This window comes from Streptomyces sp. DS1-CR2 (assembly GCF_055760475.1).
Window position 1 is genome coordinate 7,309,693 of the sequence record NZ_CM147085.1, and the last position, 23,022, is coordinate 7,332,714.

Annotated in this window: 19 protein-coding genes and 1 pseudogene; 13 read left to right on the forward strand and 7 right to left on the reverse strand. The window is 71.0% G+C overall.

Annotated elements, in window-relative coordinates:
• Positions 1 to 82: 82 nt before the first annotated feature.
• Positions 83 to 1,711: an ABC-F family ATP-binding cassette domain-containing protein gene (locus ACY0PA_RS34320; RefSeq protein ID WP_473081333.1), complete on the reverse strand. Its 1,629-nt coding sequence runs from the start codon at positions 1,709 to 1,711 to the stop codon at positions 83 to 85.
• A 306-nt stretch (positions 1,712 to 2,017) separates the two neighbouring features.
• Here ACY0PA_RS34320 and ACY0PA_RS34325 point away from each other — a divergent pair, with 306 nt between their 5' ends.
• Together ACY0PA_RS34325 and ACY0PA_RS34330 are read left to right on the forward strand one after the other, a co-directional pair.
• Positions 2,018 to 2,752 (forward strand): GOLPH3/VPS74 family protein, encoded by a 735-nt coding sequence (locus ACY0PA_RS34325; RefSeq protein WP_473081334.1) that lies wholly within the window; start codon positions 2,018 to 2,020, stop codon positions 2,750 to 2,752.
• A 90-nt stretch (positions 2,753 to 2,842) separates the two neighbouring features.
• Positions 2,843 to 3,688: an isocitrate lyase/PEP mutase family protein gene (locus ACY0PA_RS34330; protein ID WP_473081335.1), complete on the forward strand. Its 846-nt coding sequence runs from the start codon at positions 2,843 to 2,845 to the stop codon at positions 3,686 to 3,688.
• A gap of 21 nt (positions 3,689 to 3,709) precedes the next feature.
• On the opposite strand, the gene ssgD is transcribed toward ACY0PA_RS34330, so the two are convergent.
• A complete protein-coding gene (gene ssgD, locus ACY0PA_RS34335; protein WP_473081336.1) occupies positions 3,710 to 4,126 on the reverse strand; it encodes a spore wall synthesis regulator SsgD in 417 nt (138 codons plus the stop codon).
• A 245-nt stretch (positions 4,127 to 4,371) separates the two neighbouring features.
• Here ssgD and ACY0PA_RS34340 point away from each other — a divergent pair, with 245 nt between their 5' ends.
• Positions 4,372 to 5,466: a WD40/YVTN/BNR-like repeat-containing protein gene (locus tag ACY0PA_RS34340; RefSeq protein WP_473081337.1), complete on the forward strand. Its 1,095-nt coding sequence runs from the start codon at positions 4,372 to 4,374 to the stop codon at positions 5,464 to 5,466.
• Between the two features lie 16 nt (positions 5,467 to 5,482).
• Here ACY0PA_RS34340 and ACY0PA_RS34345 read toward each other — a convergent pair whose 3' ends face one another.
• A complete protein-coding gene (locus ACY0PA_RS34345) occupies positions 5,483 to 5,782 on the reverse strand; it encodes a YciI family protein (protein WP_473081338.1) in 300 nt (99 codons plus the stop codon).
• A gap of 55 nt (positions 5,783 to 5,837) precedes the next feature.
• Here ACY0PA_RS34345 and ACY0PA_RS34350 point away from each other — a divergent pair, with 55 nt between their 5' ends.
• Complete coding sequence (locus tag ACY0PA_RS34350; RefSeq protein ID WP_473081339.1) at positions 5,838 to 6,542, forward strand: endonuclease V; 705 nt, start codon at positions 5,838 to 5,840, stop codon at positions 6,540 to 6,542.
• A 32-nt stretch (positions 6,543 to 6,574) separates the two neighbouring features.
• On the opposite strand, the gene ACY0PA_RS34355 is transcribed toward ACY0PA_RS34350, so the two are convergent.
• Together ACY0PA_RS34355 and ACY0PA_RS34360 are read right to left on the reverse strand one after the other, a co-directional pair.
• Positions 6,575 to 7,777, reverse strand: a complete 1,203-nt coding sequence (locus tag ACY0PA_RS34355; RefSeq protein WP_473086520.1) for a saccharopine dehydrogenase family protein — start codon at positions 7,775 to 7,777, stop codon at positions 6,575 to 6,577.
• Between the two features lie 203 nt (positions 7,778 to 7,980).
• Positions 7,981 to 8,106, reverse strand: a pseudogene (locus ACY0PA_RS34360) (MmcQ/YjbR family DNA-binding protein); the annotation flags it as partial.
• A 163-nt stretch (positions 8,107 to 8,269) separates the two neighbouring features.
• On the opposite strand from ACY0PA_RS34360, the gene ACY0PA_RS34365 reads away from it, so the two are divergent.
• From ACY0PA_RS34365 to ACY0PA_RS34385, 5 genes are all read left to right on the forward strand, one after another.
• The gene (locus ACY0PA_RS34365) at positions 8,270 to 9,406 is read left to right on the forward strand and encodes a CaiB/BaiF CoA transferase family protein (protein WP_473081340.1); all 1,137 of its coding nucleotides are present in this window, start codon (positions 8,270 to 8,272) and stop codon (positions 9,404 to 9,406) included.
• The gene (locus ACY0PA_RS34370) at positions 9,406 to 10,431 is read left to right on the forward strand and encodes an LLM class F420-dependent oxidoreductase (RefSeq protein ID WP_473081341.1); all 1,026 of its coding nucleotides are present in this window, start codon (positions 9,406 to 9,408) and stop codon (positions 10,429 to 10,431) included. The genes ACY0PA_RS34365 and ACY0PA_RS34370 overlap by 1 nt, the downstream gene beginning before the upstream one ends.
• Before the next feature lie 20 nt (positions 10,432 to 10,451).
• Positions 10,452 to 11,594: an acyl-CoA dehydrogenase family protein gene (locus ACY0PA_RS34375; protein WP_473086521.1), complete on the forward strand. Its 1,143-nt coding sequence runs from the start codon at positions 10,452 to 10,454 to the stop codon at positions 11,592 to 11,594.
• A gap of 66 nt (positions 11,595 to 11,660) precedes the next feature.
• Positions 11,661 to 12,881 (forward strand): acetyl-CoA C-acetyltransferase, encoded by a 1,221-nt coding sequence (locus ACY0PA_RS34380; RefSeq protein WP_473081342.1) that lies wholly within the window; start codon positions 11,661 to 11,663, stop codon positions 12,879 to 12,881.
• Between the two features lie 256 nt (positions 12,882 to 13,137).
• Positions 13,138 to 15,309, forward strand: coding sequence for a 3-hydroxyacyl-CoA dehydrogenase NAD-binding domain-containing protein (locus tag ACY0PA_RS34385; RefSeq protein ID WP_473081343.1), 2,172 nt, complete (start codon positions 13,138 to 13,140; stop codon positions 15,307 to 15,309).
• Positions 15,310 to 15,335: 26 nt separating this feature from the next.
• Here ACY0PA_RS34385 and ACY0PA_RS34390 read toward each other — a convergent pair whose 3' ends face one another.
• On the reverse strand, positions 15,336 to 16,076 hold the full coding sequence (locus tag ACY0PA_RS34390; protein WP_473081344.1) for a MerR family transcriptional regulator: 741 nt from the start codon (positions 16,074 to 16,076) through the stop codon (positions 15,336 to 15,338).
• Positions 16,077 to 16,422: 346 nt separating this feature from the next.
• Here ACY0PA_RS34390 and ACY0PA_RS34395 point away from each other — a divergent pair, with 346 nt between their 5' ends.
• The 3 genes from ACY0PA_RS34395 (at position 16,423) to ACY0PA_RS34405 (ending at position 19,310) form a co-directional block, all read left to right on the forward strand.
• Positions 16,423 to 17,895: an amino acid permease gene (locus ACY0PA_RS34395; protein ID WP_473081345.1), complete on the forward strand. Its 1,473-nt coding sequence runs from the start codon at positions 16,423 to 16,425 to the stop codon at positions 17,893 to 17,895.
• 164 nt (positions 17,896 to 18,059) lie between these two features.
• Positions 18,060 to 18,380 carry a hypothetical protein gene (locus tag ACY0PA_RS34400; RefSeq protein WP_473081346.1) on the forward strand — a complete coding sequence of 107 codons (321 nt, stop codon included), beginning with the start codon at positions 18,060 to 18,062 and terminating at the stop codon, positions 18,378 to 18,380.
• A 66-nt stretch (positions 18,381 to 18,446) separates the two neighbouring features.
• Positions 18,447 to 19,310, forward strand: coding sequence for an oxygenase MpaB family protein (locus ACY0PA_RS34405; RefSeq protein WP_473081347.1), 864 nt, complete (start codon positions 18,447 to 18,449; stop codon positions 19,308 to 19,310).
• Positions 19,311 to 19,364: 54 nt separating this feature from the next.
• On the opposite strand, the gene ACY0PA_RS34410 is transcribed toward ACY0PA_RS34405, so the two are convergent.
• Positions 19,365 to 20,855 carry a M1 family metallopeptidase gene (locus ACY0PA_RS34410; protein WP_473081348.1) on the reverse strand — a complete coding sequence of 497 codons (1,491 nt, stop codon included), beginning with the start codon at positions 20,853 to 20,855 and terminating at the stop codon, positions 19,365 to 19,367.
• Between the two features lie 192 nt (positions 20,856 to 21,047).
• On the opposite strand from ACY0PA_RS34410, the gene ACY0PA_RS34415 reads away from it, so the two are divergent.
• The gene (locus ACY0PA_RS34415; RefSeq protein ID WP_473081349.1) at positions 21,048 to 23,015 is read left to right on the forward strand and encodes a Xaa-Pro dipeptidyl-peptidase; all 1,968 of its coding nucleotides are present in this window, start codon (positions 21,048 to 21,050) and stop codon (positions 23,013 to 23,015) included.
• The last annotated feature ends 7 nt before the right edge of the window (positions 23,016 to 23,022 follow it).

A 23,022-nucleotide genomic window follows, 5' to 3' on the forward strand; every position in this document is an offset into this window, starting at 1 on the left:
CGGGTGGACGGCGGTTCTTGGTCGGGTTTTTACGGCGGCCGGGCGCGAGGGCCCGGCGCGCACATCATGCACAGCCGGGCGCCTACGACGGAACCCCCTGCCCGGTGATGTCCCTCAGTTCCCCTCCTTCCATGAGCAGCGTCCGCGTGACCCCGATGGACTTCAGGAACGGCAGGTCGTGGCTGGCCACGAGCAGCGCGCCCTCGTAGGACTCCAGGGCCGTGGTCAGCTGCCGGACGCTCGCCAGGTCGAGGTTGTTCGTCGGCTCGTCGAGCATCAGCAGCTGGGGTGCCGGCTCGGCGAGCATCAGCGCCGCGAGGGTCGCCCTGAACCGCTCGCCGCCCGAGAGGGTCGCCGCCGGCTGATCGGCCCGTGCCCCCTTGAACAGGAAGTGCGCGAGCCGCGCCCTGACGCGGTTGTTCGTCACCCCGGGAGCGAACCGCGCCACGTTCTCGGCGACGGTCAGGTCCTCGTCGAGCACGTCGAGCCGCTGCGGCAGGAACCGCAGCGGAACATGCGCGACCACCTCACCCGCGACGGGTTCGAGATCCCCGGCGATCGTGCGCAGGAGCGTGGTCTTGCCCGAACCGTTGCGCCCCACGAGCGCGATCCGCTCAGGGCCGCGCACCTCGAACTCGCCCTCCACACGCGCCCCGTAGGCCATCCTCAGCCCGCACAGAGTGAACACGGAACGGCCGGGCGGCACCGCCGTGTGCGGCAGATCGACGCGGATCTCGTCGTCGTCGCGCACGGCCTCCACCGCCTCGTCGAGCCGCTCCTTCGCCTCGGCGAGCCGGCCCTCGTGCAGTTGGCGGTGCTTGCCCGCCGAGACCTGGGCCTGCCGCTTGCGCTGGGCCATGATCGCCTTCGGCTCGCGCTTGCTGTCCCACATCTTCTGTCCGTAGCGCTTGCGCCGGGCCAACTTGACCTGGGCGTCCGCCAGTTCGCGCTTCTGCTTCTTCAGGTCGGCGTCGGCGACCCGCAGCATGCGCTCCGCCGCCTCCTGCTCGGTCGCGAGCGCCTCCTCGTACGCCGAGAGGTTCCCGCCGAAGCGGACGAGGCCGCCCGCGCGCAGATCGGCGATCTGGTCGACCCGTTCGAGGAGTTCGCGATCGTGGCTGACCAGGACCATGACGCCCGGCCACGCCTCGACGGCCGCGTACAGGCGTCTGCGGGCGGCCAGATCCAGGTTGTTCGTCGGCTCGTCGAGCAGCAGGACGTCGGGGCGGCGCAGGAGCAGCGCGGCGAGGCGGATCAGTACGGACTCGCCTCCCGAGAGCTCGCCGACGGTGCGGTCGAGACTGATGCGGCCGAGACCGAGCCCGTCGAGGGTCGCGACGGCGCGCTCCTCGACGTCCCAGTCGTCGCCGACCGCCGCGAAGTGCTCGTCGCGTACGTCGCCCGCCTCGATGGCGTGCAGCGCGGCGCGGGCACCGGCGATGCCGAGGGCCTCGTCGACGCGCAGCGAGGTTTCGAGGGTGACGTTCTGCGGTAGACAGCCGATCTCGCCCGCCACCTTCACGGTGCCGTCCGCCGGTGAGAGTTCTCCGGAGATCAGCTTCAACAGCGTTGATTTTCCTGCGCCGTTGAGGCCGATGAGCCCGGTTCTGCCGGGGCCGAACACGGCCTGAAGACCGTCGAAGACCCGAGTGCCGTCGGGCCAGGCGTAGGTGAGGGAGGTGCAGGTGATGGAGGTGGGGGAGGTAGACATACGGCCTCGCGGTCGCTCGGTGGGAACGGTGGGCAGCGCATGGGGACACCGCGGGCGACCACAGCCGGAAGCAACGAGAGCGCACAGGGCGCGAAGGACAGTCCTGTGCCGGATTCAGGCGGGAGGACGGCTCGGTCATCCGAGGTCGCACACGCAGGAACACGTGGCGCACCGGTGGGGTGCGGCCGCGTGACGCGGTGTCTGAGAACCTCAGAAGAGCAACGTCCTACTCCGATCGACGACAACAGAATCAACGGGAACGCTGTCCACCGTACGAAGGTGGCTGTGGGCCGTCAACGAATTATCGTGAGCCCTCACGCCCTCGCCCCCACTCCGCAGGAGGAGACCCCCGTGCCCCACGGCTCGCTCTCGCTGCCCGCCCGGCTCCTGCTGCTGGGCTTCGACACGGAGAAGGGCAGGGTCTCCGGCGCCCCCGACATCGAGCTCGCCGTCCGCGCCGCCGCCCTCGTCGAACTGGCCCGGCGCCGCATCATCAGCGACGTGGACGGCGTCGTCACCCCGGTCTTCGACGCCCGTACCGGCGACCCCGTTCTCGACGAACTGATGGAGCTGGCCGAGGAGTCGAGGCCGCGCACCTGGCGCACTTGGATCGGCTACCGCGCCCGCGCCACCCTCGACACCGTGCGCCGTCAACTCGCCTCCGAGGGCTATCTGTCGGCCGAGCGCAAACGCGTCTTCGGGCTCTTCCCCGTGACCCGCTACGGCCTGGAGCGCGCCGGTTACGTCGAGGTGCTGCGGGCCGAGGTGCTCGGCGCGCTGGAGGGGGGCGAGCCGGTCGGCCGGGTGGACGAGGACGACGCGGTACTCGCGGTGCTCGCCGCCACGGGCAAGCTGCGCCGGCTGATCCCCGGCAAGGCCAGGCGCACGCACAAGGACCGCCTCGACCACCTCACGGCGCGCGCCGGCGGCATCTCCCCCGAACTGCAGCAGAGCCTGGGCGACATCCGCGCCGCGCTCGCCGCGGCCGTCAAGGCGGCGGAGGCGTCGCGGGCCTCGGCGGGCGGGGGCGGCGGGGGCTGAACAGGGGGTGCGCAGGGTTGAGCATGGGTCACACGTACGTGTCGGATTCCTGCCAGCCATACGCCGGAGCCGGGTGGTTGGCTGTACGGCATGACGAACCGTACGCACCTCAATGACCAGGCCCTGGCCCTCCGTTCGCAGCATGTCGCCGGCCGCCCGCTCGTCCTGCCCAACGCCTGGGACCTCGCGAGTGCCCGCATCGTCGCGGACGCCGGAGCCGCCGCCGTCGCCACCACCAGCGCCGGCCTGTCCTGGGACCTCGGCGCGGCGGACGGGGACCGGCTCGGCAGGGACGAGGCGCTGGACGCCGTCGCGCGGATCGCCGCGGCCGTGGTCGTGCCGGTGACGGCGGACATCGAGAGCGGCTACGCGGACGCGGCCCAGGACGTCGCCGTCACCGTGCGCGCCGTGCTCGACGCCGGAGCGGTCGGCGTCAACATCGAGGACGCCTGGCACGGCGGGAGCGCGCCGCTGCGGCCCGTCGAGGCACAGGCGGAGCGGATCGCGGTGGCCCGTGCCGCGGCGGACGCGGAGGGCGTGGCGCTGTTCGTGAACGCGCGTATCGACACGTATCTGATGGGTCCGGGGGAGCCGGAGGAGCGGCTCGCGGCGACGCTGGAGCGGGCCGCGGCCTACCTCGCGGCGGGTGCTGACGGGATCTTCGTGCCCGGGGCCGTCGACCCGGTGACCGTGAAGGCGCTCGTCGCCGGTATCGAGGGGCCGCTCAACGTGATGGCCTGGCCCGGGGCGCCGTCCGTGGCCGAGTTCGCCGCGCTCGGGGTCGCCCGGATCAGCGTCGGCGCGGGCATCGCGCAGGCCGCGCACGCCCTCGTCCGCAGGGCGGCCCGGGAGCTGCTCACCGAGGGAACGTACGAGAGTCTGGCCGGCGGGCTCGCATACGGAGAGCTCAACGCCCTGCTCGGTGAAGGGAGGTGAGCCCGGTGGAGGGGGCTCTGGTCAGTACGCGTCCCGCATCAGCTCCGCCAGATCGCCGTCCAGGTCCACGTGCAGATGCTCGTCGCCCACCGGCACCATCGCCGCCGTACTGCTGAGGAAGCGGCGCAGCTCGCCGGTCCGGATGTGCACGATCGCGGTGCCCTCGTGGGCGTGGAACTCCAGGACCGTGCGGTCGTAGCCGTACGGCCGTACCCGGACGTCGCCCGCACCGGCCTGCTCCCGCATCCCGGCCGAGAGCAGCTCGCGGGCGAACGTCCAGCTCACGTCGACGCCCTCGAGCGTGGCCGGCGCGGGGAACGACATGCGCACGGCGAAGGGGTCCTGCATGTCGTAGCGCAACGTCGCGGGGATGGTCGACATCCGCGGCGCGGCGGCGACGAGACGGGCCTCTACGGCTTGCTCGATGACGGTGGACAACGCCTGCTCCCTTGTGACGGCTGAACGGACGGCGGTTCGGGCAACAGCTCGGACGGCGGGTCGGTCGGCGAGTCGGACGACGGGTGGGACTCCCCGCCACTTGAAGAGACGGCGGAACGAGGGAATCCGTGCACCGAACGGCCGAGGAAAGGTGAGTGACCTCTGTCACCGGTCTCCGCTCCCTGCGGGGCGGGCCATCTGGACGGGGCCGGGGGAGTGGGCTAGCTTCGCCCGCCATGAGGGGCATGGGGAAGTCGCGACGCATGGTGTCCATGGGGCTGGCCGGGGCGGCGATCGCCCTCGCGTTCGCTCCGGCGGGTCCGGCGCAGGCCGCCGGTGCGCAGGCCGACGGAGGGCAGGCGCGGGCGCAGCCGCACTGGGCGCTGAAGGAATCCGGCACGGACGCGCGGTTCCGGGGACTTGCCGCCGTGAACCGCGACGCCGCCTGGGTGGCCGGGGCCAAGGGCACAGTCCTTCGCACCTCGGACGGGGGCGCCCACTGGCGGAACGTGTCGCCGCCCGGCGCGGGCGAGCTGGAGTTCCGCGACATAGAGGCCTTCGACAGCAGGCGCGCGGTCGTCCTCGCGATCGGTGAGGGCGACGCCTCGCGGGTGTTCCGCACGGACGACGGCGGGTCCACCTGGACCGAGTCATTCCGCAACCCCGACCCCAAGGCCTTCTACGACTGCCTGACATTCTTCGACGCGCGCCACGGCCTCGCGATGAGCGATCCCGTCGACGGCAAGTACCGGATCCTGTCCACGCGCGACGGAGGACGCTCCTGGAACGTCCTGCCCAGCGACAAAATGCCCGCGGCGCAGGAGGGCGAGGCCGGGTTCGCGGCGAGCGGCCAGTGCCTGGTCAGCTCCGGTCCGCGCGATGTGTGGCTGGCCACGGGCGGGGCCGCACGCGCCCGCGTCCTGCACTCGTCGGACCGTGGCCTGACCTGGCGGGCGACCGACGCCCAGATCCCGGCGGGCGACCCGGCGCGCGGCGTCTTCGGCCTTGCCTTCCGTGACCGTACGCACGGCCTCGCGGTCGGCGGCGACTACCGCGCGGACCAGACGTCCCCCCGGGCCTCGGCCACGACGCGCGACGGCGGCCGCACCTGGATGCCGTCCGCCGCGCCCGTCCCCGCCTACCGTTCGGGCGTCACCTGGCTCCCGCACAGCCGGACGAGCGCCCTCGCGGTCGGCCCGACGGGGACCGACCTCACCGTCGACGCGGGCCGCACCTGGCGCACCGTCGACACGGGCTCGTACGACACGGCGGACTGCACGCACGACGGCGCGTGCTGGGCCTCGGGCGAGAAGGGCCGCATCGCCCGGCTCGAACGGTGACCCGCGGCGGGGCCGTCTAGCCGGCCAACTGCTGCCGGAATCGCGCCATTTCGGGTGCCGTCTTCGTCGCGATGAACTCCGTGACGCGGTACGTGCACACGTCGCCGGTGACGAAGGGGTCGGCCGCCGTGATCTTCTCGATCTGCGTGCGGTCGTCCCCGACGGCGAGGATGATCCCGCCGTCGCGCGGGTTCTTGCGGCCGGAAGCGATGAAGACGCCGGCTTCGTACTGCTCGTCGAGCCAGGCGACGTGCGCTTCGAGCAGCGGGTCGACGTGCTCGACCGGGGCCGTGTAGGTCAGTTCGAGTACAAACATGATCGCCAGGCTACCCGTGGCCCGCCGGCGCCCCGGCCCTATGGTGGTCGCCATCATGAGCCACCAACAGATCCTTGCCGACTGGCCCACCGACGAGCGCGCCGCGCGCGCGGTCCAGGACGAACTGCGCGCCCGCGTCGTCCTCGACGAGCCGGGGCCCCCGCCCGGCACCGGACTCGTGACCGGTGTCGACGTGGCGTACGACGACGAGCGCGACCTCGTCGCGGCGGCGGCCGTCGTGCTCGACGCGGCGACCCTCGACGTCGTCGAGGAGTCCACGGCCGTCGGCCGGATCTCCTTCCCGTACGTGCCGGGCCTGCTGGCGTTCCGGGAGATCCCGACCGTGGTCGCCGCCCTGGAGGGCCTCAACTGCGGCCCCGGCCTTGTCGTCTGCGACGGGTACGGCCTCGCCCACCCGCGCCGTTTCGGCCTCGCCAGTCACCTCGGTGTCCTGACGGGGCTGCCCACGATCGGCGTCGCGAAGAACCCGTTCACCTTCACGCACGAGGAGCCGGCGGCGCCGCGCGGCAGCACGGCGCCCCTGCTGGACGGCGACGAGGAGGTCGGCCGGGCACTGCGCACCCGCGACGGCGTCAAGCCCGTCTACGTCTCGGTCGGCCACCGCACGAGCCTCGATACCGCGTGCGCCCACACCCTGAGCCTCACGCCGAACTACCGCCAGCCCGAAACGACGCGCAGGGCGGACGCCCTGTGCAGGCGAGCACTGGCGGAGGCCCAGGAGGGCGCCACGCGCGCGTAGCGACGTGCCGCGTCCCCAGCGCGCACCTACCCCTACCGCGCAGCCGCCACCCGGAACGTGATCCCCGCGTCCCGCAGGCGGGTCGTCAGGGCATCGCCCATCGCGACAGCCGTGGTGACCTGGCCCGAGGTTTCGGGCAGGTCGTCCAGGGCCAGGCACATGGCCGACTCGCCGAGCATCTTCGCCGTCTCGTCGTAGCCGGGGTCCCCGCCCGAGACCTCCGTGTACACGCGGCGGCCGCCGCCCTCGCCGACGAAGCGCACCGAGAACCAGCTGGCCGCGCGCCGCGCCTCGTCCGGGCCGTCGCCCGGCTTGAGCCGATCGGACAACCACCTGCGCGCGGGCGGCAGTTGGGCTGCGGCGAACAGTGCGCCCGTGGCCGCGACACCGCCGAACGCGACGGGCAGGTGCCGCACCGCCGCGTAGTGCCGGTATCGAAAGTCGGGACCGTAGCGCTCCAGGGCCCGCGCGGACCGCTGCACGATCTGCGGATCGATCGTCGGGAGCGGCAGCGCCCACGCGTCTACCTCCTTGGCGTAGCGGGGCGCGCCCGTCGGCGCGTACGCCCTGCGGCCGACGAGGCGTGGCTGGTGCCGCCGCCGGTCCTGCTGCGCGGCCAGCATCTGCCGGCCCCGCGAGAACTGCGTCAGCGCGGACGCGAACGTGCCGCCCGAGAACGTCGCGTTCGACCGCACGAACCCGTCAATGCGCAGCGGCACGTCCTCGGGGAGCTGACCCACCGTGAAGAGCACGCCCAGGTCGTGCGGGATCGAGTCGAAGCCGCACGCGTGGACGAGGCGCGCCCCGGTCTCCCGCGCGCGGGCGTCGTGCCGGACGTATGTGACGTCGACGAACTCGGGCTCGCCGCACAGGTCCGTGTAGTCGGTGCCCTCCTCGGCGCACGCCGCCACCAGGTCCTGGCCGTAGGTGACGTACGGGCCGACGGTCGTGGCCACCACGCGCGTGCGTGCGGCGAGGGCGCGCAGGGACGCCGGGTCGGCGACGTCCGCGCGGACCAGTGGCAGCACGGCGCACGCGGGGTCGATCGCGGTGAGGCGCTCGCGCAGCCGCTCCAGCTTCCCTGTGTCACGCCCCGCGACGGCCCAACGCAGCCCCTCGGGCGCGTGCGCCGCCAGATACTCGGCGGTGAGCGCGCCGGCGAACCCGGTCGCCCCGAAGAGCACGATGTCGTACTCGCGGCCCGCCCTGTCGGCCCTGCCGGGCCTGTCCCGCATGTCCCGGTCCTTGTCGTGCCCGCTGTCCTGCCTGGTCATGACACCCCTCAGCCCTGCGCCCCGCGCCGTTGTCGGTGGCCGAGGCTAGCGTGAGGGGTGAGCGGAGGTTCAGGGGCCCCGCCCGGAGCGGGAGGTCGTCGTGGCCGAGCCGAAGGACCCGTCGCAGCGGGCGCTCACGACGTGGGCGCGCGTACGGGAGTTCGCACGAACACCTTCTTGTTCACCTTCGCGACCGTCTCACCCCACGGGAAGTCCTCCGTGGCACCCGGCACCCCGAGCTCGTCGCCTGGACGCGCGATGAGCGCCGCCCCGGCCGGACGTGACGGCATCCCGGTTCAGGCGAGTTACCCCGAATCCGTACGTGCCTCCTGGCAACACCGCAGCTGTGCGTCGTAAATTACTAAGCGCTTGCTCGCCAGGGGTTGTGCTGAGTGGAACACGTTCTTAGCATCCCTGGTGTTACATCAGTTGTGTCACAGTGCTGGGGGCTCGATGGCAGTGGCAGGGATGACGGACAGCGGCCCGCTCGCCGGGGTGCGCGTGGTCGAACTGGCGGGCATCGGCCCGGGCCCGTTCGCCGCGATGCTCCTCGCCGACCTGGGCGCCGATGTCGTGCGCGTGGACCGCCCCGGAGGCGCCGGGCTCGCGATCAACCCTGAGTACGACATCACCAACCGCAACAAACGCTCCGTGATCATCGACCTCAAGGCGGACGACGGCCCCGCGCGCGTCCTCGACCTCGTCGCCAAGGCGGACGTCCTCATCGAGGGCTACCGTCCAGGCGTCGCCGAGCGCCTCGGCGTCGGCCCCGACGCCTGCCAGGCCCGCAACCCGCGCCTCGTCTACGGACGCATGACGGGCTGGGGCCAGGAAGGCCCCCTCGCGCAGCGCGCCGGACACGACATCGCGTACATCGCCCTCACCGGCACCCTCGGGATGATCGGCAAGCCGGACGAGCCGCCGACCGTCCCCGCGAACCTCGTCGGTGACTTCGCGGGTGGCTCGCTCTACCTCGTCGTCGGCATCCTCGCCGCCCTCCACCACGCACGTGACACCGGCGCGGGCCAGGTCGTGGACGCCGCGATCGTCGACGGCGCCTCGCATCTCGCCGCGATGATCCACGGCATGCTCGCGGCCGGCGGCTGGCAGGACCGGCGCGGCAGCAACCTCCTCGACGGCGGCTCCCCGTTCTACGGGACGTACGAGACCTCCGACGGCCAGTACATGGCGGTCGGCGCCCTTGAGCAGCAGTTCTACGACGAGTTCATCGCACTCCTCGGCATCGGGGACACGGCCCCCGCCCGCAAGGACCTCGCCCGCTGGGGCGAGCTGCGCGACGCTGTCGCCGCCCGCTTCAAGACCCGTACCCGCGAGGAGTGGACCGCCGTCTTCGAGGGGTCCGACGCTTGCGTGGCGCCGGTCCTGTCCCTGCGCGAGGCGCCCGGCCACCCCCACCTGGCGGCGCGCGGCACCTTCACCGACCACGGCGGCATCACCCAGCCCGCCCCCGCACCCCGCTTCTCCGCGACCCCCACCGCCGTCCGCAGCGGCCCCGCGCAGCCGGGCGCCGACACCGCCGGGGTGGCCCGCGACTGGGACGTACCGAGCCTGACGAAGGAAGAGAACTGATGGAGCTGTCCGCACCCCTCGCCTACGCAGCCGACCCCCGACAGGCGGCCGACGACGCCGCCGCGCTCGAGTCGGCGGGCCTCGACGCCGTCTGGGTCGCGGAGGCCTACGGCTTCGACTCGCCCACGATCATGGGCTATCTCGCCGCCCGCACCGAGCGCATGAAGATCGGCGCCGCGATCCTCAACGTCTACTCGCGCACCCCCGCCCTCATCGCCCAGACCGCCGCCGGACTCGACGCCGTCTCCGGCGGCCGCGCCATCATCGGCCTGGGCGCGTCGGGCCCGCAGGTCGTCGAGGGCTGGCACGGCAAGGCGTACGACAAGCCGCTCGGCCGCACCCGCGAGACCATCGAGCTGACCCGCCGCATCCTGCGCCGCGAGATCATCGACCACCACGGCATCACGGACATGCCGCTGCCCCCGGAGAAGGGCGGCAGGCTCGGCAAGCCCCTGAAGATCCTCTCCAAGCCGGTACGCCCCGAAGTGCCGTTGTACGTCGCCTCGTTGGGCCCGGCGAACGTGCGGATGACCGCCGAGACCGCCGACGGCTGGCTGCCCACGCTCTTCATTCCCGAGAAGGCCCACCAGGTGTGGGGCACCCCGCTCGCCGAGGGCGCTGCCGAGCGCGCGCCCGAGCTCGGGCCGCTCCAGGTCGTCGCGGGCGGACTGCTCGCCATCGGCGAGGACGCGGCGGCCGCCCGCGACCTCGCCCGCCCCAACATCGCCCTCTACGTGGGCGGCATGGGCGCGGTCGGCAAGAACTTCTACAACGACCTCGCCGTGGCCTACGGCTACGAGAAGGAGGCCAAGCTCATCCAGGAGCTCTACCTCTCGGGGAAGAAGAAGGAGGCCGAGGCCGCCGTCCCGGACGAGTTCTGCGAGCTCATGAGCCTGTGCGGACCCGAGAGCTATGTGCGTGAGCGTGTCGAGGCCTTCCGCGCCGCCGGCGTCACCATGCTGAACGTCATCCCGGTCGGGCCCGAGCCCGCCCGGCTGGTCGAGACCGTCAAGAACTGGCTGTAGGGGAGGGCACCACGATGGCAATGGAACGGCAGATCTTCACCGAGGAGCACGACGCGTTCCGCGAGACCGTCCGCACCTTCCTCGCCAAGGAGGTCACCCCGCACTACGAGCAGTGGGAGAAGGACGGCATCGTCTCGCGCGAGGCCTGGCTCGCGGCCGGCCGGCAGGGCCTCCTCGGGCTCGCCGTGCCCGAGGAGTTCGGGGGCGGCGGGAACGCCGACTTCCGCTACAGCGCCGTACTCGCCGAGGAGTTCACCCGCGCGGGAGCCGCCGGCCTCGCGATCGGACTCCACAACGACATCATCGGGCCGTATCTGACGTCGCTCGCCACGGACGAGCAGAAGCGCCGCTGGCTGCCCGGCTTCTGCGACGGCTCCCTGATCACGGCCATCGCGATGACCGAGCCGGGCGCCGGATCCGACCTCCAGGGCATCCGCACCACGGCCGAGGACCGCGGCGACCACTGGCTGCTCAACGGCTCCAAGACGTTCATCTCGAACGGGATCCTCGCCGACCTCGTGATCGTCGTCGCGAAGACGACGCCCGACGGCGGCGCCCACGGCCTGTCCCTCCTGGTCGTCGAGCGCGGCATGGAGGGCTTCGAGCGCGGCCGCAATCTCGACAAGATCGGCCAGAAGTCCCAGGACACGGCCGAGCTCTTCTTCAACGACGTACGCGTTCCGAAGGAGAATCTCCTCGGCGAGCTCAACGGCGCCTTCGTCCACCTGATGACGAACCTCGCGCAGGAGCGCATGGGCATCGCCGTCGCCGGGATCGCCGCCGCCGAGTACCTCCTGGAGATCACCACGACGTACGTCAAGGAGCGCGAGGCCTTCGGCCGCCCGCTTGCCAAGCTCCAGCACATCCGGTTCGAGATAGCCGAGATGGCCACCGAGTGCGCCGTCACCCGGACCTTCCTGGACCGCTGCATCGTCGACCACTCGAACGGCGAACTCGACGCGGTGCACGCCTCGATGGCCAAGTGGTGGGCCACCGAGCTCCAGAAGCGCGTAGCGGACCGCTGCCTCCAGCTCCATGGCGGCTACGGCTACATGACGGAGTACCGCGTCGCCAAGGCCTTCACCGACGGACGCATCCAGACTATCTACGGCGGCACGACCGAGATCATGAAGGAGATCATCGGGCGCTCCCTGCTCGGCTGACTCCCCACCGACCTCCCGGCCCGGCCCACCTCATCGCCCGGCCCACCCTCATCGAAAGGCAAGCGAGTGAGCACCGAAGCGTACGTGTACGACGCGATCCGCACCCCGCGCGGACGCGGCAAGGCGAACGGCGCCCTGCACGGCACCAAGCCGATCGACCTCGTCGTCGGACTGATCCACGAGGTCCAGCGGCGCTTCCCGGGCCTCGACCCCGCCGCCATCGACGACATCGTGCTCGGCGTCGTCGGCCCGGTCGGCGACCAGGGCTCCGACATCGCGCGGATCGCGGCCATCGCGGCCGGGCTCCCCGACACGGTGGCCGGAGTGCAGGAGAACCGCTTCTGTGCCTCGGGCCTCGAAGCGGTCAACCTGGCGGCCATGAAGGTCCGTTCCGGCTGGGAGGACCTCGTCCTCGCCGGCGGCGTCGAGTCGATGTCGCGCGTCCCGATGGCCTCGGACGGCGGCGCCTGGTTCGCCGACCCGATGACCAACTACGAGACGGGCTTCGTGCCGCAAGGCATCGGCGCGGACCTGATCGCCACCATCGAGGGCTTCTCCCGGCGCGACGTCGACGAGTACGCGGCGCTCTCGCAGGAGCGCGCGGCCGCCGCCGTGAAGGACGGCCGCTTCGCCCGCTCCGTCGTGCCCGTCACCGACCGCAGCGGCCTCACCGTCCTCGACCACGACGAGTTCCTGCGCCCCGGCACGACCGCCGACTCGCTCGCCAAGCTGAAGCCGTCGTTCGCGGACATCGGTGACCTCGGCGGCTTCGACGCCGTCGCGCTGCAGAAGTACCACTGGGTCGAGAAGATCGACCACGTCCACCACGCGGGCAACTCCTCCGGCATCGTCGACGGCGCGTCCCTCGTCGCCATCGGCACCAAGGAGGTCGGCGAGCGCCACGGCCTGACCCCGCGCGCGCGGATCGTCTCCGCGGCCGTCTCCGGCTCCGAGCCGACGATCATGCTCACCGGACCTGCACCGGCCACCCGTAAGGCCCTCGCCAAGGCGGGTCTGACCATCGATGACATCGACCTTGTCGAGATCAACGAGGCCTTCGCGGCGGTGGTGCTCCGCTTCGTGCGGGACATGGGGCTGTCCCTGGACAAGGTGAACGTGAACGGCGGGGCCATCGCGCTCGGGCATCCGCTGGGGGCGACCGGCGCGATGATCCTGGGCACCCTCGTCGACGAACTGGAGCGCCAGGACAAGCGCTACGGCCTCGCCACGCTGTGCGTCGGCGGCGGCATGGGCATTGCCACGATCGTGGAACGGGTCTCCGGCTAAGCGCCGTCGGGCTGCCTCGTCGTTGCCAGGTGCGGGTTGTCTGTGGCTGGTCACGCCACGCGGCGGAGTCGCAAATCGATACAGCCCCGCCCCCTGAAATGCACGCCGTCCGGGCGGCATTTCCCCGAGAGTGGCGGAGCCGCTCGCCTTCAGGGGCGCGGGGAACGGCGCGACCAGCCCCCACGCACCCGCACCCAGCGACGAAGCACTAGCCCACCCCCACCTCACCGCCCGCACAAGACTTCACGGAGTACACATGACCGCCAGCACCACAATCCGCTGGGAAGAAGACGAGACCGGCATCGTCACGCTCGTTCTCGACGACCCCGACCAGTCCGCGAACACCATGAACCAGGCGTTCAAGGACTCCATCGCCGCGATCGCCGACCGAGCCGAAGCCGAGCGCGAGCGAATCCGCGGCATCATCTACACCTCCGCCAAGAAGACGTTCTTCGCGGGCGGTGACCTGAAGGACATGATGAAGGTCGGCCCCGAGAACGCCCAGCAGGCGTTCGAGACCGGCACCGGCATCAAGAACTCCCTGCGCCGCATCGAGACGCTCGGCAAGCCCGTCGTCGCGGCGATCAACGGCGCGGCCCTGGGCGGCGGTTACGAGATCGCGCTCGCCTCCCACCACCGCATCGCCCTCGACGCCCCGGGCTCCAAGATCGGCCTCCCGGAGGTCACGCTCGGCCTGCTCCCCGCGGGCGGCGGCGTCACCCGCACCGTGCGCCTCATGGGCATCACCGACGCCCTGCTGAAGGTGCTCCTCCAGGGCACCCAGTACACCCCGAAGCGCGCCCTGGAGAACGGCCTCGTCCACGAAGTGGCGGCCACCCCCGAGGAGATGCTCGCCCAGGCGCGCGCCTTCATCGACGCCAACCCCGAGTCGCAGCAGCCCTGGGACAAGCCCGGCTACCGCATCCCGGGCGGCACCCCGGCCAACCCGAAGTTCGCGGCGAACCTGCCCGCCTTCCCCGCCAACCTGAAGAAGCAGACGAACGGCGCCCCCTACCCGGCCCCGCGTAACATCCTCGCCGCGGCCGTCGAGGGCTCCCAGGTCGACTTCGAGACGGCCATGACCATCGAGGCGCGCTACTTCACCGAGCTCGTGACCGGTCAGACCGCGAAGAACATGATCCAGGCGTTCTTCTTCGACCTCCAGGCCGTCAATTCCGGCGCGAACCGGCCGAAGGGCATCGACAAGCGCCCCGTCCGCAAGGTCGCCGTCCTCGGCGCCGGCATGATGGGCGCGGGCATCGCCTACTCGTGCGCCCGCGCCGGCATCGAGGTCGTCCTCAAGGACGTGACCGCCGACGCCGCCGCCAAGGGCAAGGGCTACTCCGAGAAGCTCTGCGCGAAGGCCGTCTCCCGCGGACGCACCACCCAGGAGAAGGCGGACGCGCTCCTCGCCCGGATCACGCCCACCGCCGAGCCGCAGGACCTCGCGGGCTGCGACGCCGTGATCGAGGCCGTCTTCGAGGACCCGGCGCTCAAGCACAAGGTGTTCAAGGAGATCCAGCACGTCATCGAGCCCGACGCGCTGCTGTGCTCCAACACCTCGACGCTGCCGATCACCCTCCTCGCCGAGGGCGTCGAGCGCCCCGAGGACTTCATCGGGCTGCACTTCTTCTCGCCCGTCGACAAGATGCCGCTCGTCGAGATCATCAAGGGCGAGCACAGCGGTGACGAGGCGCTCGCCCGCGCCTTCGACCTGGTCCGCCAGATCAACAAGACGCCGATCGTCGTGAACGACTCGCGCGGCTTCTTCACCTCGCGCGTCATCGGTCACTTCATCAACGAGGGCGTCGCGATGGTCGCCGAGGGCATCGAGCCCGCCTCCGTCGAGCAGGCCGCCGCCCAGGCGGGCTACCCGGCCAAGGTCCTGTCCCTGATGGACGAACTGACGCTGACGCTGCCCCGCAAGATCCGTAACGAGACCAAGCGCGCCGTCGAGGAAGCGGGCGGCACCTGGGCGGGCCACCCGTCGGACGTCGTCATCGACCGCATGGTCGAGGAGTTCGACCGTCCCGGACGCAGCGGCGGCGCGGGCTTCTACGAGTACGTCGACGGCAAGCGTGCCGGGCTGTGGCCGGGCCTGCGCGAGCACTTCACCAAGCCCGGGTACGAGATCCCGTTCGAGGACATGCAGGAGCGCATGCTCTTCTCCGAGGCGCTCGACACCGTGCGCCTCCTGGAGGAGGGCGTCCTGACCTCGGTCGCGGACGCCAACATCGGCTCCATCTTCGGCATCGGCTTCCCCGGCTGGACCGGCGGAGTCCTGCAGTACATCAACGGCTACGAGGGCGGTCTGCCCGGCTTCGTGGCCCGCTCGCGCGAACTGGCCGAGCGCTACGGCGAGCGCTTCCAGCCGACCGCGCTGCTCGTCGAGAAGGCCGGGAAGGGCGAGACCTTCACCGACGCCTGACGGTCACGGGGGTTCCGCGCCGGGGGTCAGCCCTCGGCGCGGAACGCCTCCCGCAGCTGCTCCTTCAGCGACCGCTGGAACGCCGTGACCAGCGCCTGCACCACCATCGGCTGCATATGGGCCGACAGGGACTTCATCGCCGCCACGTGCGCGGGATCCTCGGGGTTCGACTCGCGCTCCCGGTAGGGCCCCCACACCTCGTCGCGGAACAGCCGCGTCAGCTCCTGGGCGGCGTCCCTCGTGTGCTCCATGAGGACGGTGCGCGCCGCGAGGATCGTCTCGTGCGCGATCGGCACCCCGAGCAGCTCCACCCCGAGCCGCAGCAGACCGGGGTCCACGCGGAAGCTGTCGCTGTCCTCCAGGTACGCGACGACACCCATCGCGGCCAGCCGGTCCAGATCCTGCCCGGACAGGGCGCGCCCGGCCCGGCGCTCCAGCTCGGCCCGTGTGACGTCCTCCGCCGAGTCCGGGGCCCAGCTCGCCACCAGCGCGCGGTGGATCGCCAGGTCGTCCGCGCTGAGGTCAGCGGGCAGCTGCTCCAGATACCGCTCGATCGCGGAGAGCGTCATGCCCTGGTGCTGGAGCTCCTCGATGAGCGCGAGCCGGGAGAGGTGGTCACGGCCGTAGTGGCCGACGCGCCGCGGCCCGATCACGGGCGGCGGGAGCAGGCCCTTCGTGCTGTAGAAGCGGATCGTACGGACGGTGACGCCCGCGCGCGCGGCCAGTTCGTCGACCGTGAGCGTCGGCTCCCCGGTGTCCGTCGTCATGCTGCGCCTCGCTTCTCGGGTCCCGCGTCCTGCGTGCTCCGGTTCCGCACACCCGGCAGGTTCAACAGTATTGCTGAGACACCAAAGTTGTGAAAGCGCCGCGGGGTGGAAAGGGCGGGTGTGAAGGGGCTGTTGGGGCGTGAGCAAGCGCTTATACGCCTCGCGGAACCCGCTGTACAGAGGCTGATCATCATGTGAGAAGTGCCGCTATGTGATCTCCGCCACCGCGTGCTCCCTGCCTGGTGGGGGAAGGTGCACAGTCGGTCCGCGCCATGTCAGGAATGTCGCGGGCCGCAGCACATCCGGACCCCGGAGCAATCCGGGCACCACAGAGGGATCCCCCCACGTGAGTAAGGAAGCCGCCAACACGGCTCTGGACGCATCCCGCACAGATGCGTCCCAGGCGCCCGCCGACGCGGGTGACGCCGGCTACAGCAAGGACCTCAAGGCCCGCCACGTCAACATGATCGCGATCGGTGGCGCGATCGGTACCGGACTGTTCCTCGGAGCGGGCGGCCGCCTCCATTCGGCGGGCCCCGCACTCGCCGTCGCGTACCTCGTCTGCGGAGTCTTCGCGTACCTGGTCGTGCGCGCCCTCGGCGAGATGGTCGTGTACCGGCCGTCCTCGGGTTCCTTCGTGTCGTACGCGCGCGAGTTCCTCGGCGAGAAGGGCGCCTACGTCGCCGGCTGGATGTACTTCCTCAACTGGTCGATGACGGGCATCGCGGACATCACCGCGATCGCCCTCTACACCCAGTACTGGAGTGCCTTCACGACCATTCCGCAGTGGGTCCTCGCGCTGATCGCCCTCGCGGTCGTGCTCGGCGTGAACCTGATCTCGGTGAAGTACTTCGGCGAGATGGAGTTCTGGTTCGCGATCATCAAGGTGGCCACGCTCGTCGCCTTCCTGTTCGTGGGCGTCTTCCTGATCGCCACGCAGCACCCGATCGACGGCCAGACGCCGGGCCTGAGCATGATCACGGACCATGGCGGATTCATGCCGAGCGGCACGATGTCGGTGATCCTCGTCATGCAGGGTGTCGTCTTCGCGTACGCCGCCCTGGAGCTGGTGGGTGTCGCGGCGGGCGAGACCGCCGACCCGCAGAAGATCGTCCCGCGCGCGGTGAACTCGATCATGTGGCGCGTCGGCCTGTTCTACTGCGGCTCGGTGGTGCTGCTCGCACTGCTGCTGCCGACTTCGGTGTACTCGTCGGACGAGAGCCCGTTCGTCACCCTGTTCAGCAAGCTGGGCGTCGGCGGCATCGGCGACATCATGAACCTGGTCGTGCTCACCGCGGCCATGTCCAGCCTCAACTCGGGCCTCTACTCCACCGGCCGCATCCTGCGCTCGATGGCGATGTCGGGCTCCGCGCCCAAGTTCACCGCCCGCATGAACCGCAGCCAGGTGCCGTACGGCGGCATCCTGCTCACCGCGGGTGTCGGCGTCCTGGGCGTCGGCCTCAACTACCTCCTCCCGCACGACGCCTTCGAGATCGTCATCGAGGTCTCCTCGATCGGCATCATCGGCACCTGGGTCATGATCATGGTCGCCCACCTGGCGTTCGTCCGGCGGGCCAAGCAGGGCCTGATCAAGCGGCCGTCGTTCCGCCTGCCCTGGTCCCCGGTCACCGAGATCGTCACGATCGTCTTCCTGCTGCTCGTGCTCGGCCTCATGTGGAACGACCCGGACACGGGCCGCAAGACCCTGATGCTGATCCCGGTCATCGCGGTCATGCTCGTCGCCGGCTGGTTCGCCGCCCGCCGCCGCATCCAGCGTGAGTCGACCCAGGAACTGACCAAACTGACCGACGGCGAATAGCGCCGGCCCCCACTGTCAGTGGCAGCGCCTACGGTGGCGTCATGCCGGAAATCACGTATCTCCGGGGTGGCGCCACCTGTCCGTTGCGCATCCCGGCGACGGTGTACGGCCACGGGGACTGAGCCACACGTTGCGAGTGGCGGGTGGTCGGGTAGGTCCATGGCATGGCCCTCGTATCCCTGCCCCTGGAATTCCACCTCAAGGTGGGTCAACTCGGCGCATCCGTTGCCCTGTTCGCGGCGGGGGTCCTCGGCCGGGCGCGGCGGTGGGCCGGGGATCAGGAGGCACCCGCCCCGGGGAGCGAGCAACTGCCTCAGCCCTGCCAGTGCGCTCCCGTCCGGCCCCGCGCGGACCTCGCCGGCGGGCCGCGCGGCCCGGTCGCCGCCGCCGAGACGGACCTGCGCACCTGTGTCTCGGAGCTCGCGTCCGACCTGGCGTCCCGCTTGGGCAGTGAGTCGCAGGGCGGCGGCATGGCGCACCCCTGAGCCGCACCACAGGAACCCGGGGTCGCATACTGGATCACGTACACCCGGGAACCGCTGGGGAGCCGTATGAAGCAGCACGACCTCGATCCCGAGCCACCTGAGCCCGGCGGCATCCTGTGGGACATCGCCGGTGAGGTGCGCTCCCTGCTCGCCCTCCCCTCGGCGCTCACCCTGCAGGTCGCCCACCCGGCCGTCGGCGCGGGCGTCGACGAGCACTCCGTGTTCCGCACGGACCCCTGGGGCCGCGGCGAGCGCTCCCTGCGCTCCGTGATGCTGTGGGTCTACGGCGGTGAGGACGCCGCACAGGAGGGCCGCCGCCTGCGACATCTCCACCGGACCATCCGCGGCACCGACACTCGGGGCCGCAGCTACCACGCGCTCACTCCCGCGTACTACGCCTGGGTCCACGCCACCGGCTTCCCCGTGTACCGGCAGGCCCAGCGCTACCTCGGCCGCCGCCCCTTCACCGAGGCGCAGGAACGCCGGCTCTACGCGGAGTGGCTCCAGGTCGGCCGGATACTCGGCCTGCACGACCGTGACATGCCGCAGACCGTCGAGGAGTTCTGGCCCTACTACCGCAAGGTTCTGGCCGACGAGATCGAGCTGACGGCCGTCGTACGCGAACTCGTCGCCGTCGACGCACCGGTCCCGCCGCCCGACCGCGGGCCGCTGCCCGTCAGGCTCGCGCTGCGCGCACTGTGGCCGCTGCTGCTGCCCCCGCTCGCTCGCTTCCGCCGCTTCCTCACGATCGGACTGATGCCGCCCGACGCGCGGGAGGCCATCGGCCTGCCGTGGACCCCGGACCAGGAGCGCAGACTGCGACGGTTCGGCGCGGTCGTCCGGCGGGTGGTGCCGCTCCTGCCGGAGCGCCTGCGCTATCTGCCGATGGCACGACGGGCGCGAGCCGCCGAAACGGCCCGCGCCCGCTGACCTCAAAAGGCCACTGACCTCGAAAGGCCACTGACCTCGAAAGGCCACTGAGCCTCAGTGGTCGTGCACCGAGTTCGTCGCGGCGATCTGCTTCCACGACTTCGGCTTCGCCGGCGCCACCCCGGCCCGCGCGACCCGGTCCCGCTGCGCCGCGGCCGTGCCAGGCTTCGACGGCTGGTAGAGCCAGGTGTCGAAGAGCGCCGCCAGCGGCTTGCCCGAGACCTTCTCGGCGAACTTCACGAAGTCGCCGACCTTCGCGTTCCCGTACGCGTGCTCCTGCGGCCAGCCCTTGAGGATCTCGGCGAACTTCTTCTCGCCGACCTCGTTGCGCAGCGCCTGGATGGCCAGCGCCCCGCGGTCGTACACGGCGATGTCGAACTGGTTCTCCGCCCCCGGGTCACCGGGCTTGACCTGCCAGAACGCGTCGTCGGCCGGGTGCTGCGCGTATGTGTAGTCCGCGAGCTCCTGCGCCGTGCCCTCGCCCTCCTTCTCCGACCACAGCCACTGGCTGTAGCGGGCGAAGCCCTCGTTGATCCAGATGTCTTTCCAGCCGTCGACGGAGACGCTGTCGCCGTACCACTGGTGCGCCAGCTCGTGCACGATCACCGACACGTTGGAGCCGTTCGCGAACTGCGCGGGGGAGTAGAAGGGCCGCGTCTGCGTCTCGAGCGCGAAGTGCGACGGCACGTTCGGGACGTACCCGCCGAGCGCGTTGAACGGGTACTTCCCGAACTTCGTCTCCAGCCACTCGGCGACCTCGGTGGTCCGCTCGACGCTCGCGCGCGCCGCGCCGTAGTTGTCGCCCAGGTCCTTGCTGTACGCGTTCACGACCGGCAGGCCGTCAGCCGTCTTGTCCGTCGTGATGTCGAACTTGCCGACCGCGAGTGTGGCCAGATACGTCGCCTGCGGCTTGTTGGAGCGCCAGTTGAAGCGCGTCCAGCCGAGCTTCGACGACTGCGACTGGAGCACGCCGTTGGAGATCGCCTGAGTCCCGTCGGGCACGGCCACCGACACGTCGTACGTGGCCTTGTCGCGCGGGTGGTCGTTCGACGGGAACCACCAGGCCGCGGACTCCGGCTCGTTGGCGAAGACGGCGCCGTCCGGCGTGCGCTGCGGGGACGTGAAGCCGTACAGCTTCACGTCGGACGGCTTGCCCGCGTAGCGGACGACGACGGTGAACGTCGATCCCTTGGGCAGGCCCGCCGGAGGAGTGACCTCGAGCTCCTCCACGCCGGACGTGGTGAACTCGGCCTTCTTGCCGTTGACGAGGACCTCGCTGACCTTGAGGCCGAAGTCGAGGTCGAAGCGCGAGAGGTCCTGCGTGGACGTGGCGAGGATCGTCGCCGTGCCCTCCAGGAGGTCCGTCTTCGGCTGGTACTTGAGGCGCAGGTCGTAGTGGGAGACGTCGTAGCCGCCGTTCCCGTAGTCCGGGTAATAGGGGTCGCCGATGCCCGAAGCCCCGGGGACGAAGTCCGCCGCCGATGCCGGGATCGCCAGCATCAGAGCGGCCGCCAGTGCGCCCGGGGCGATGAGTCTGCGGTACACGAAAGCTCCAAGTCGTAGGGCCGTGAACGTTGTTGCCGACCCTATTCAGCCGCTCCCGCCCCGGTCATGTCCATGGCCTCACGTGTCACACGATCGCCATTCGGCCGACATGCGCCATAACGTCCCACGCACCTTTCACCGTCACGTACTGCCCTCTTTTGCACGGGAGTTGACCGGGGTACGTTCCGCCCCATGCCGATACCTGAGAGACGCACGCGTCCCCTGTGGAGGACGCTCGCGACAGCGGCCACCGCCGCACTCCTTGCCGTTCTCGTCTCTCCCGGGGCCGCCCAGAGCGCCGCGCCCCGTGAGTCGAAGCCCGTCTACTCGTACGACAAGGCCATCCGCGAATCCGTCTGGGTCGACACCCGGCTCGACGGCGACGGCGACGGGAAGACCGACCGGGTCGCCGTCGACATCGTCCGGCCGCGCGAACCCGCGCAGCAGGGCCGCAAGGTCCCCGTGATCATGGACGCGAGCCCGTACTACTCGTGCTGCGGCCGCGGTAACGAGAGTCAGAAGAAGACGTATGACGAGCACGGCAACGTCGTCCAGTTCCCGCTGTTCTACGACAACTACTTCGTGCCGCGCGGCTACGCCTTCGTCGCCGTCGACCTCGCCGGAACCAACCGCTCCGACGGCTGTGCCGACGTCGGCGGCCGCTCCGACATCCAGTCCGGCAAGGCCGTCGTCGACTGGCTGAACGGCCGCGGCAAGGGCTACACCAGCCGCACCGGCACCGAACGCGCCAAGGCCGGCTGGACCAACGGCAGAACCGGCATGATCGGCAAGAGCTACGACGCCACCATCGCCAACGGCGTCGCCGCCACCGGAGTCGAGGGCCTGAAGACGATCGTCCCGATCGGCGGCATCTCCTCCTGGTACGACTACTACTTCCAGCAGGGCGCGCCCCTGTACGACAGCGGCCCCGAGTGGCTGTCCGACTACGTCGAGAGCCCCGAGGCCCGCACCCGCTGCGCCGCCGTGCAGAAGCGACTTGTCGACGAAGCGCCCAGAACCGGCGACTGGACCGGCCTGTGGGACGAGCGGAACTATGTGCCCGACGCCGGCAAGGTCAAGGCCAGCGTCTTCGTCGTGCACGGCATGCAGGACCTGAACGTCCGCACCAAGCACTTCGGCCAGTGGTGGGACGCCCTCGCCAAGGCGGGCGTCGACCGCAAGATCTGGCTCGCGCAGACCGGTCACGTCGATCCCTTCGACTCCCGTCGCGCCGCCTGGGTCGACACCCTCCACCGCTGGTTCGACCATGAACTCCTCGGCTACGACAACGGCGTGGACCGCGAGCCGATGGCCGACATCGAGCGCACCCCCGACCACTGGACCACCGACCGCGTCTGGCCGCCCCGCACCACCGACTCCGTGCGCCTGAGCCCTGGCAAGGGCAGCGCGGCCGGCGTCGGCACGCTCGGCCTCAAGGGCGGCTCGGGCACCGAGGCGTTCACCGACGACCCGAAGCTGAGCGAGACCGACTGGGCCGCGCAGATCGACAAGTCGACGCCCGACAAGGCCGGGTTCATCACCGAGCCGCTCGGCAAGGACCTGCGCCTGTCCGGCTCGTCGAAGGTCACCGTCACCGCCACCCCCTCGACCACGACCGCCCACCTCTCGGCCGTACTCGTCGACCTCGGCCCGGCCACCATCCGTGACTACGCCGACGGCGGCGAGGGCATCACCACGCTCACCGACCGCACCTGCTGGGGCGCGAGCACGGCCGGCGACAGCTCCTGCTTCCTGCGGACCGAGGCCAAGACCGCCGACGTCGACCGGACCGTCTTCAGCCGCGGCTGGGCCGACCTCGGCACCTACGCCTCCGATCGCAAGGGCCTGCCGCTCACCCCGGGCAAGCCGTACACGATCACCCTCAGCCTGGCCGCGAGCGACCACGTCGTCCCGGCGGGCCACCGCCTCGCGCTGATCGTCGCGGGCACCGACAAGGACCTCATCGACCCGCCGTCCACCAAGCCCACGCTCACGATCGACCTGGCCAGGACCTCCGCGCACGTCCCGCTCGTCGGCGGCGCCGCCGCGTTCGCGTCCGCCACGGCAGGTACCCACGCCGCCGCGCCGCGCACGTCCGCACCCGACGACCTGGCCGACCCGCGTCCGCTCCGCCCCGTCCCGGGAGGCAGCACTCGATGACATCGCA

What these genes read in the sequence shown, in the direction of transcription:
- ACY0PA_RS34320 (WP_473081333.1), bottom strand. Translation starts at nt 1,711, where the DNA reads ATGTCTACCTCCCCCACCTCCATCACCTGCACCTCCCTCACCTACGCC.
- ACY0PA_RS34330 (WP_473081335.1), top strand. Translation starts at nt 2,843, where the DNA reads ATGACGAACCGTACGCACCTCAATGACCAGGCCCTGGCCCTCCGTTCG.
- ACY0PA_RS34340 (WP_473081337.1), top strand. Translation starts at nt 4,372, where the DNA reads ATGGGGAAGTCGCGACGCATGGTGTCCATGGGGCTGGCCGGGGCGGCG.
- ACY0PA_RS34345 (WP_473081338.1), bottom strand. Translation starts at nt 5,782, where the DNA reads ATGTTTGTACTCGAACTGACCTACACGGCCCCGGTCGAGCACGTCGAC.
- ACY0PA_RS34350 (WP_473081339.1), top strand. Translation starts at nt 5,838, where the DNA reads ATGAGCCACCAACAGATCCTTGCCGACTGGCCCACCGACGAGCGCGCC.
- ACY0PA_RS34355 (WP_473086520.1), bottom strand. Translation starts at nt 7,777, where the DNA reads ATGCGGGACAGGCCCGGCAGGGCCGACAGGGCGGGCCGCGAGTACGAC.
- ACY0PA_RS34365 (WP_473081340.1), top strand. Translation starts at nt 8,270, where the DNA reads ATGGCAGTGGCAGGGATGACGGACAGCGGCCCGCTCGCCGGGGTGCGC.
- ACY0PA_RS34370 (WP_473081341.1), top strand. Translation starts at nt 9,406, where the DNA reads ATGGAGCTGTCCGCACCCCTCGCCTACGCAGCCGACCCCCGACAGGCG.
- ACY0PA_RS34375 (WP_473086521.1), top strand. Translation starts at nt 10,452, where the DNA reads ATGGAACGGCAGATCTTCACCGAGGAGCACGACGCGTTCCGCGAGACC.
- ACY0PA_RS34385 (WP_473081343.1), top strand. Translation starts at nt 13,138, where the DNA reads ATGACCGCCAGCACCACAATCCGCTGGGAAGAAGACGAGACCGGCATC.
- ACY0PA_RS34390 (WP_473081344.1), bottom strand. Translation starts at nt 16,076, where the DNA reads ATGACGACGGACACCGGGGAGCCGACGCTCACGGTCGACGAACTGGCC.
- ACY0PA_RS34400 (WP_473081346.1), top strand. Translation starts at nt 18,060, where the DNA reads ATGGCCCTCGTATCCCTGCCCCTGGAATTCCACCTCAAGGTGGGTCAA.
- ACY0PA_RS34405 (WP_473081347.1), top strand. Translation starts at nt 18,447, where the DNA reads ATGAAGCAGCACGACCTCGATCCCGAGCCACCTGAGCCCGGCGGCATC.
- ACY0PA_RS34415 (WP_473081349.1), top strand. Translation starts at nt 21,048, where the DNA reads ATGCCGATACCTGAGAGACGCACGCGTCCCCTGTGGAGGACGCTCGCG.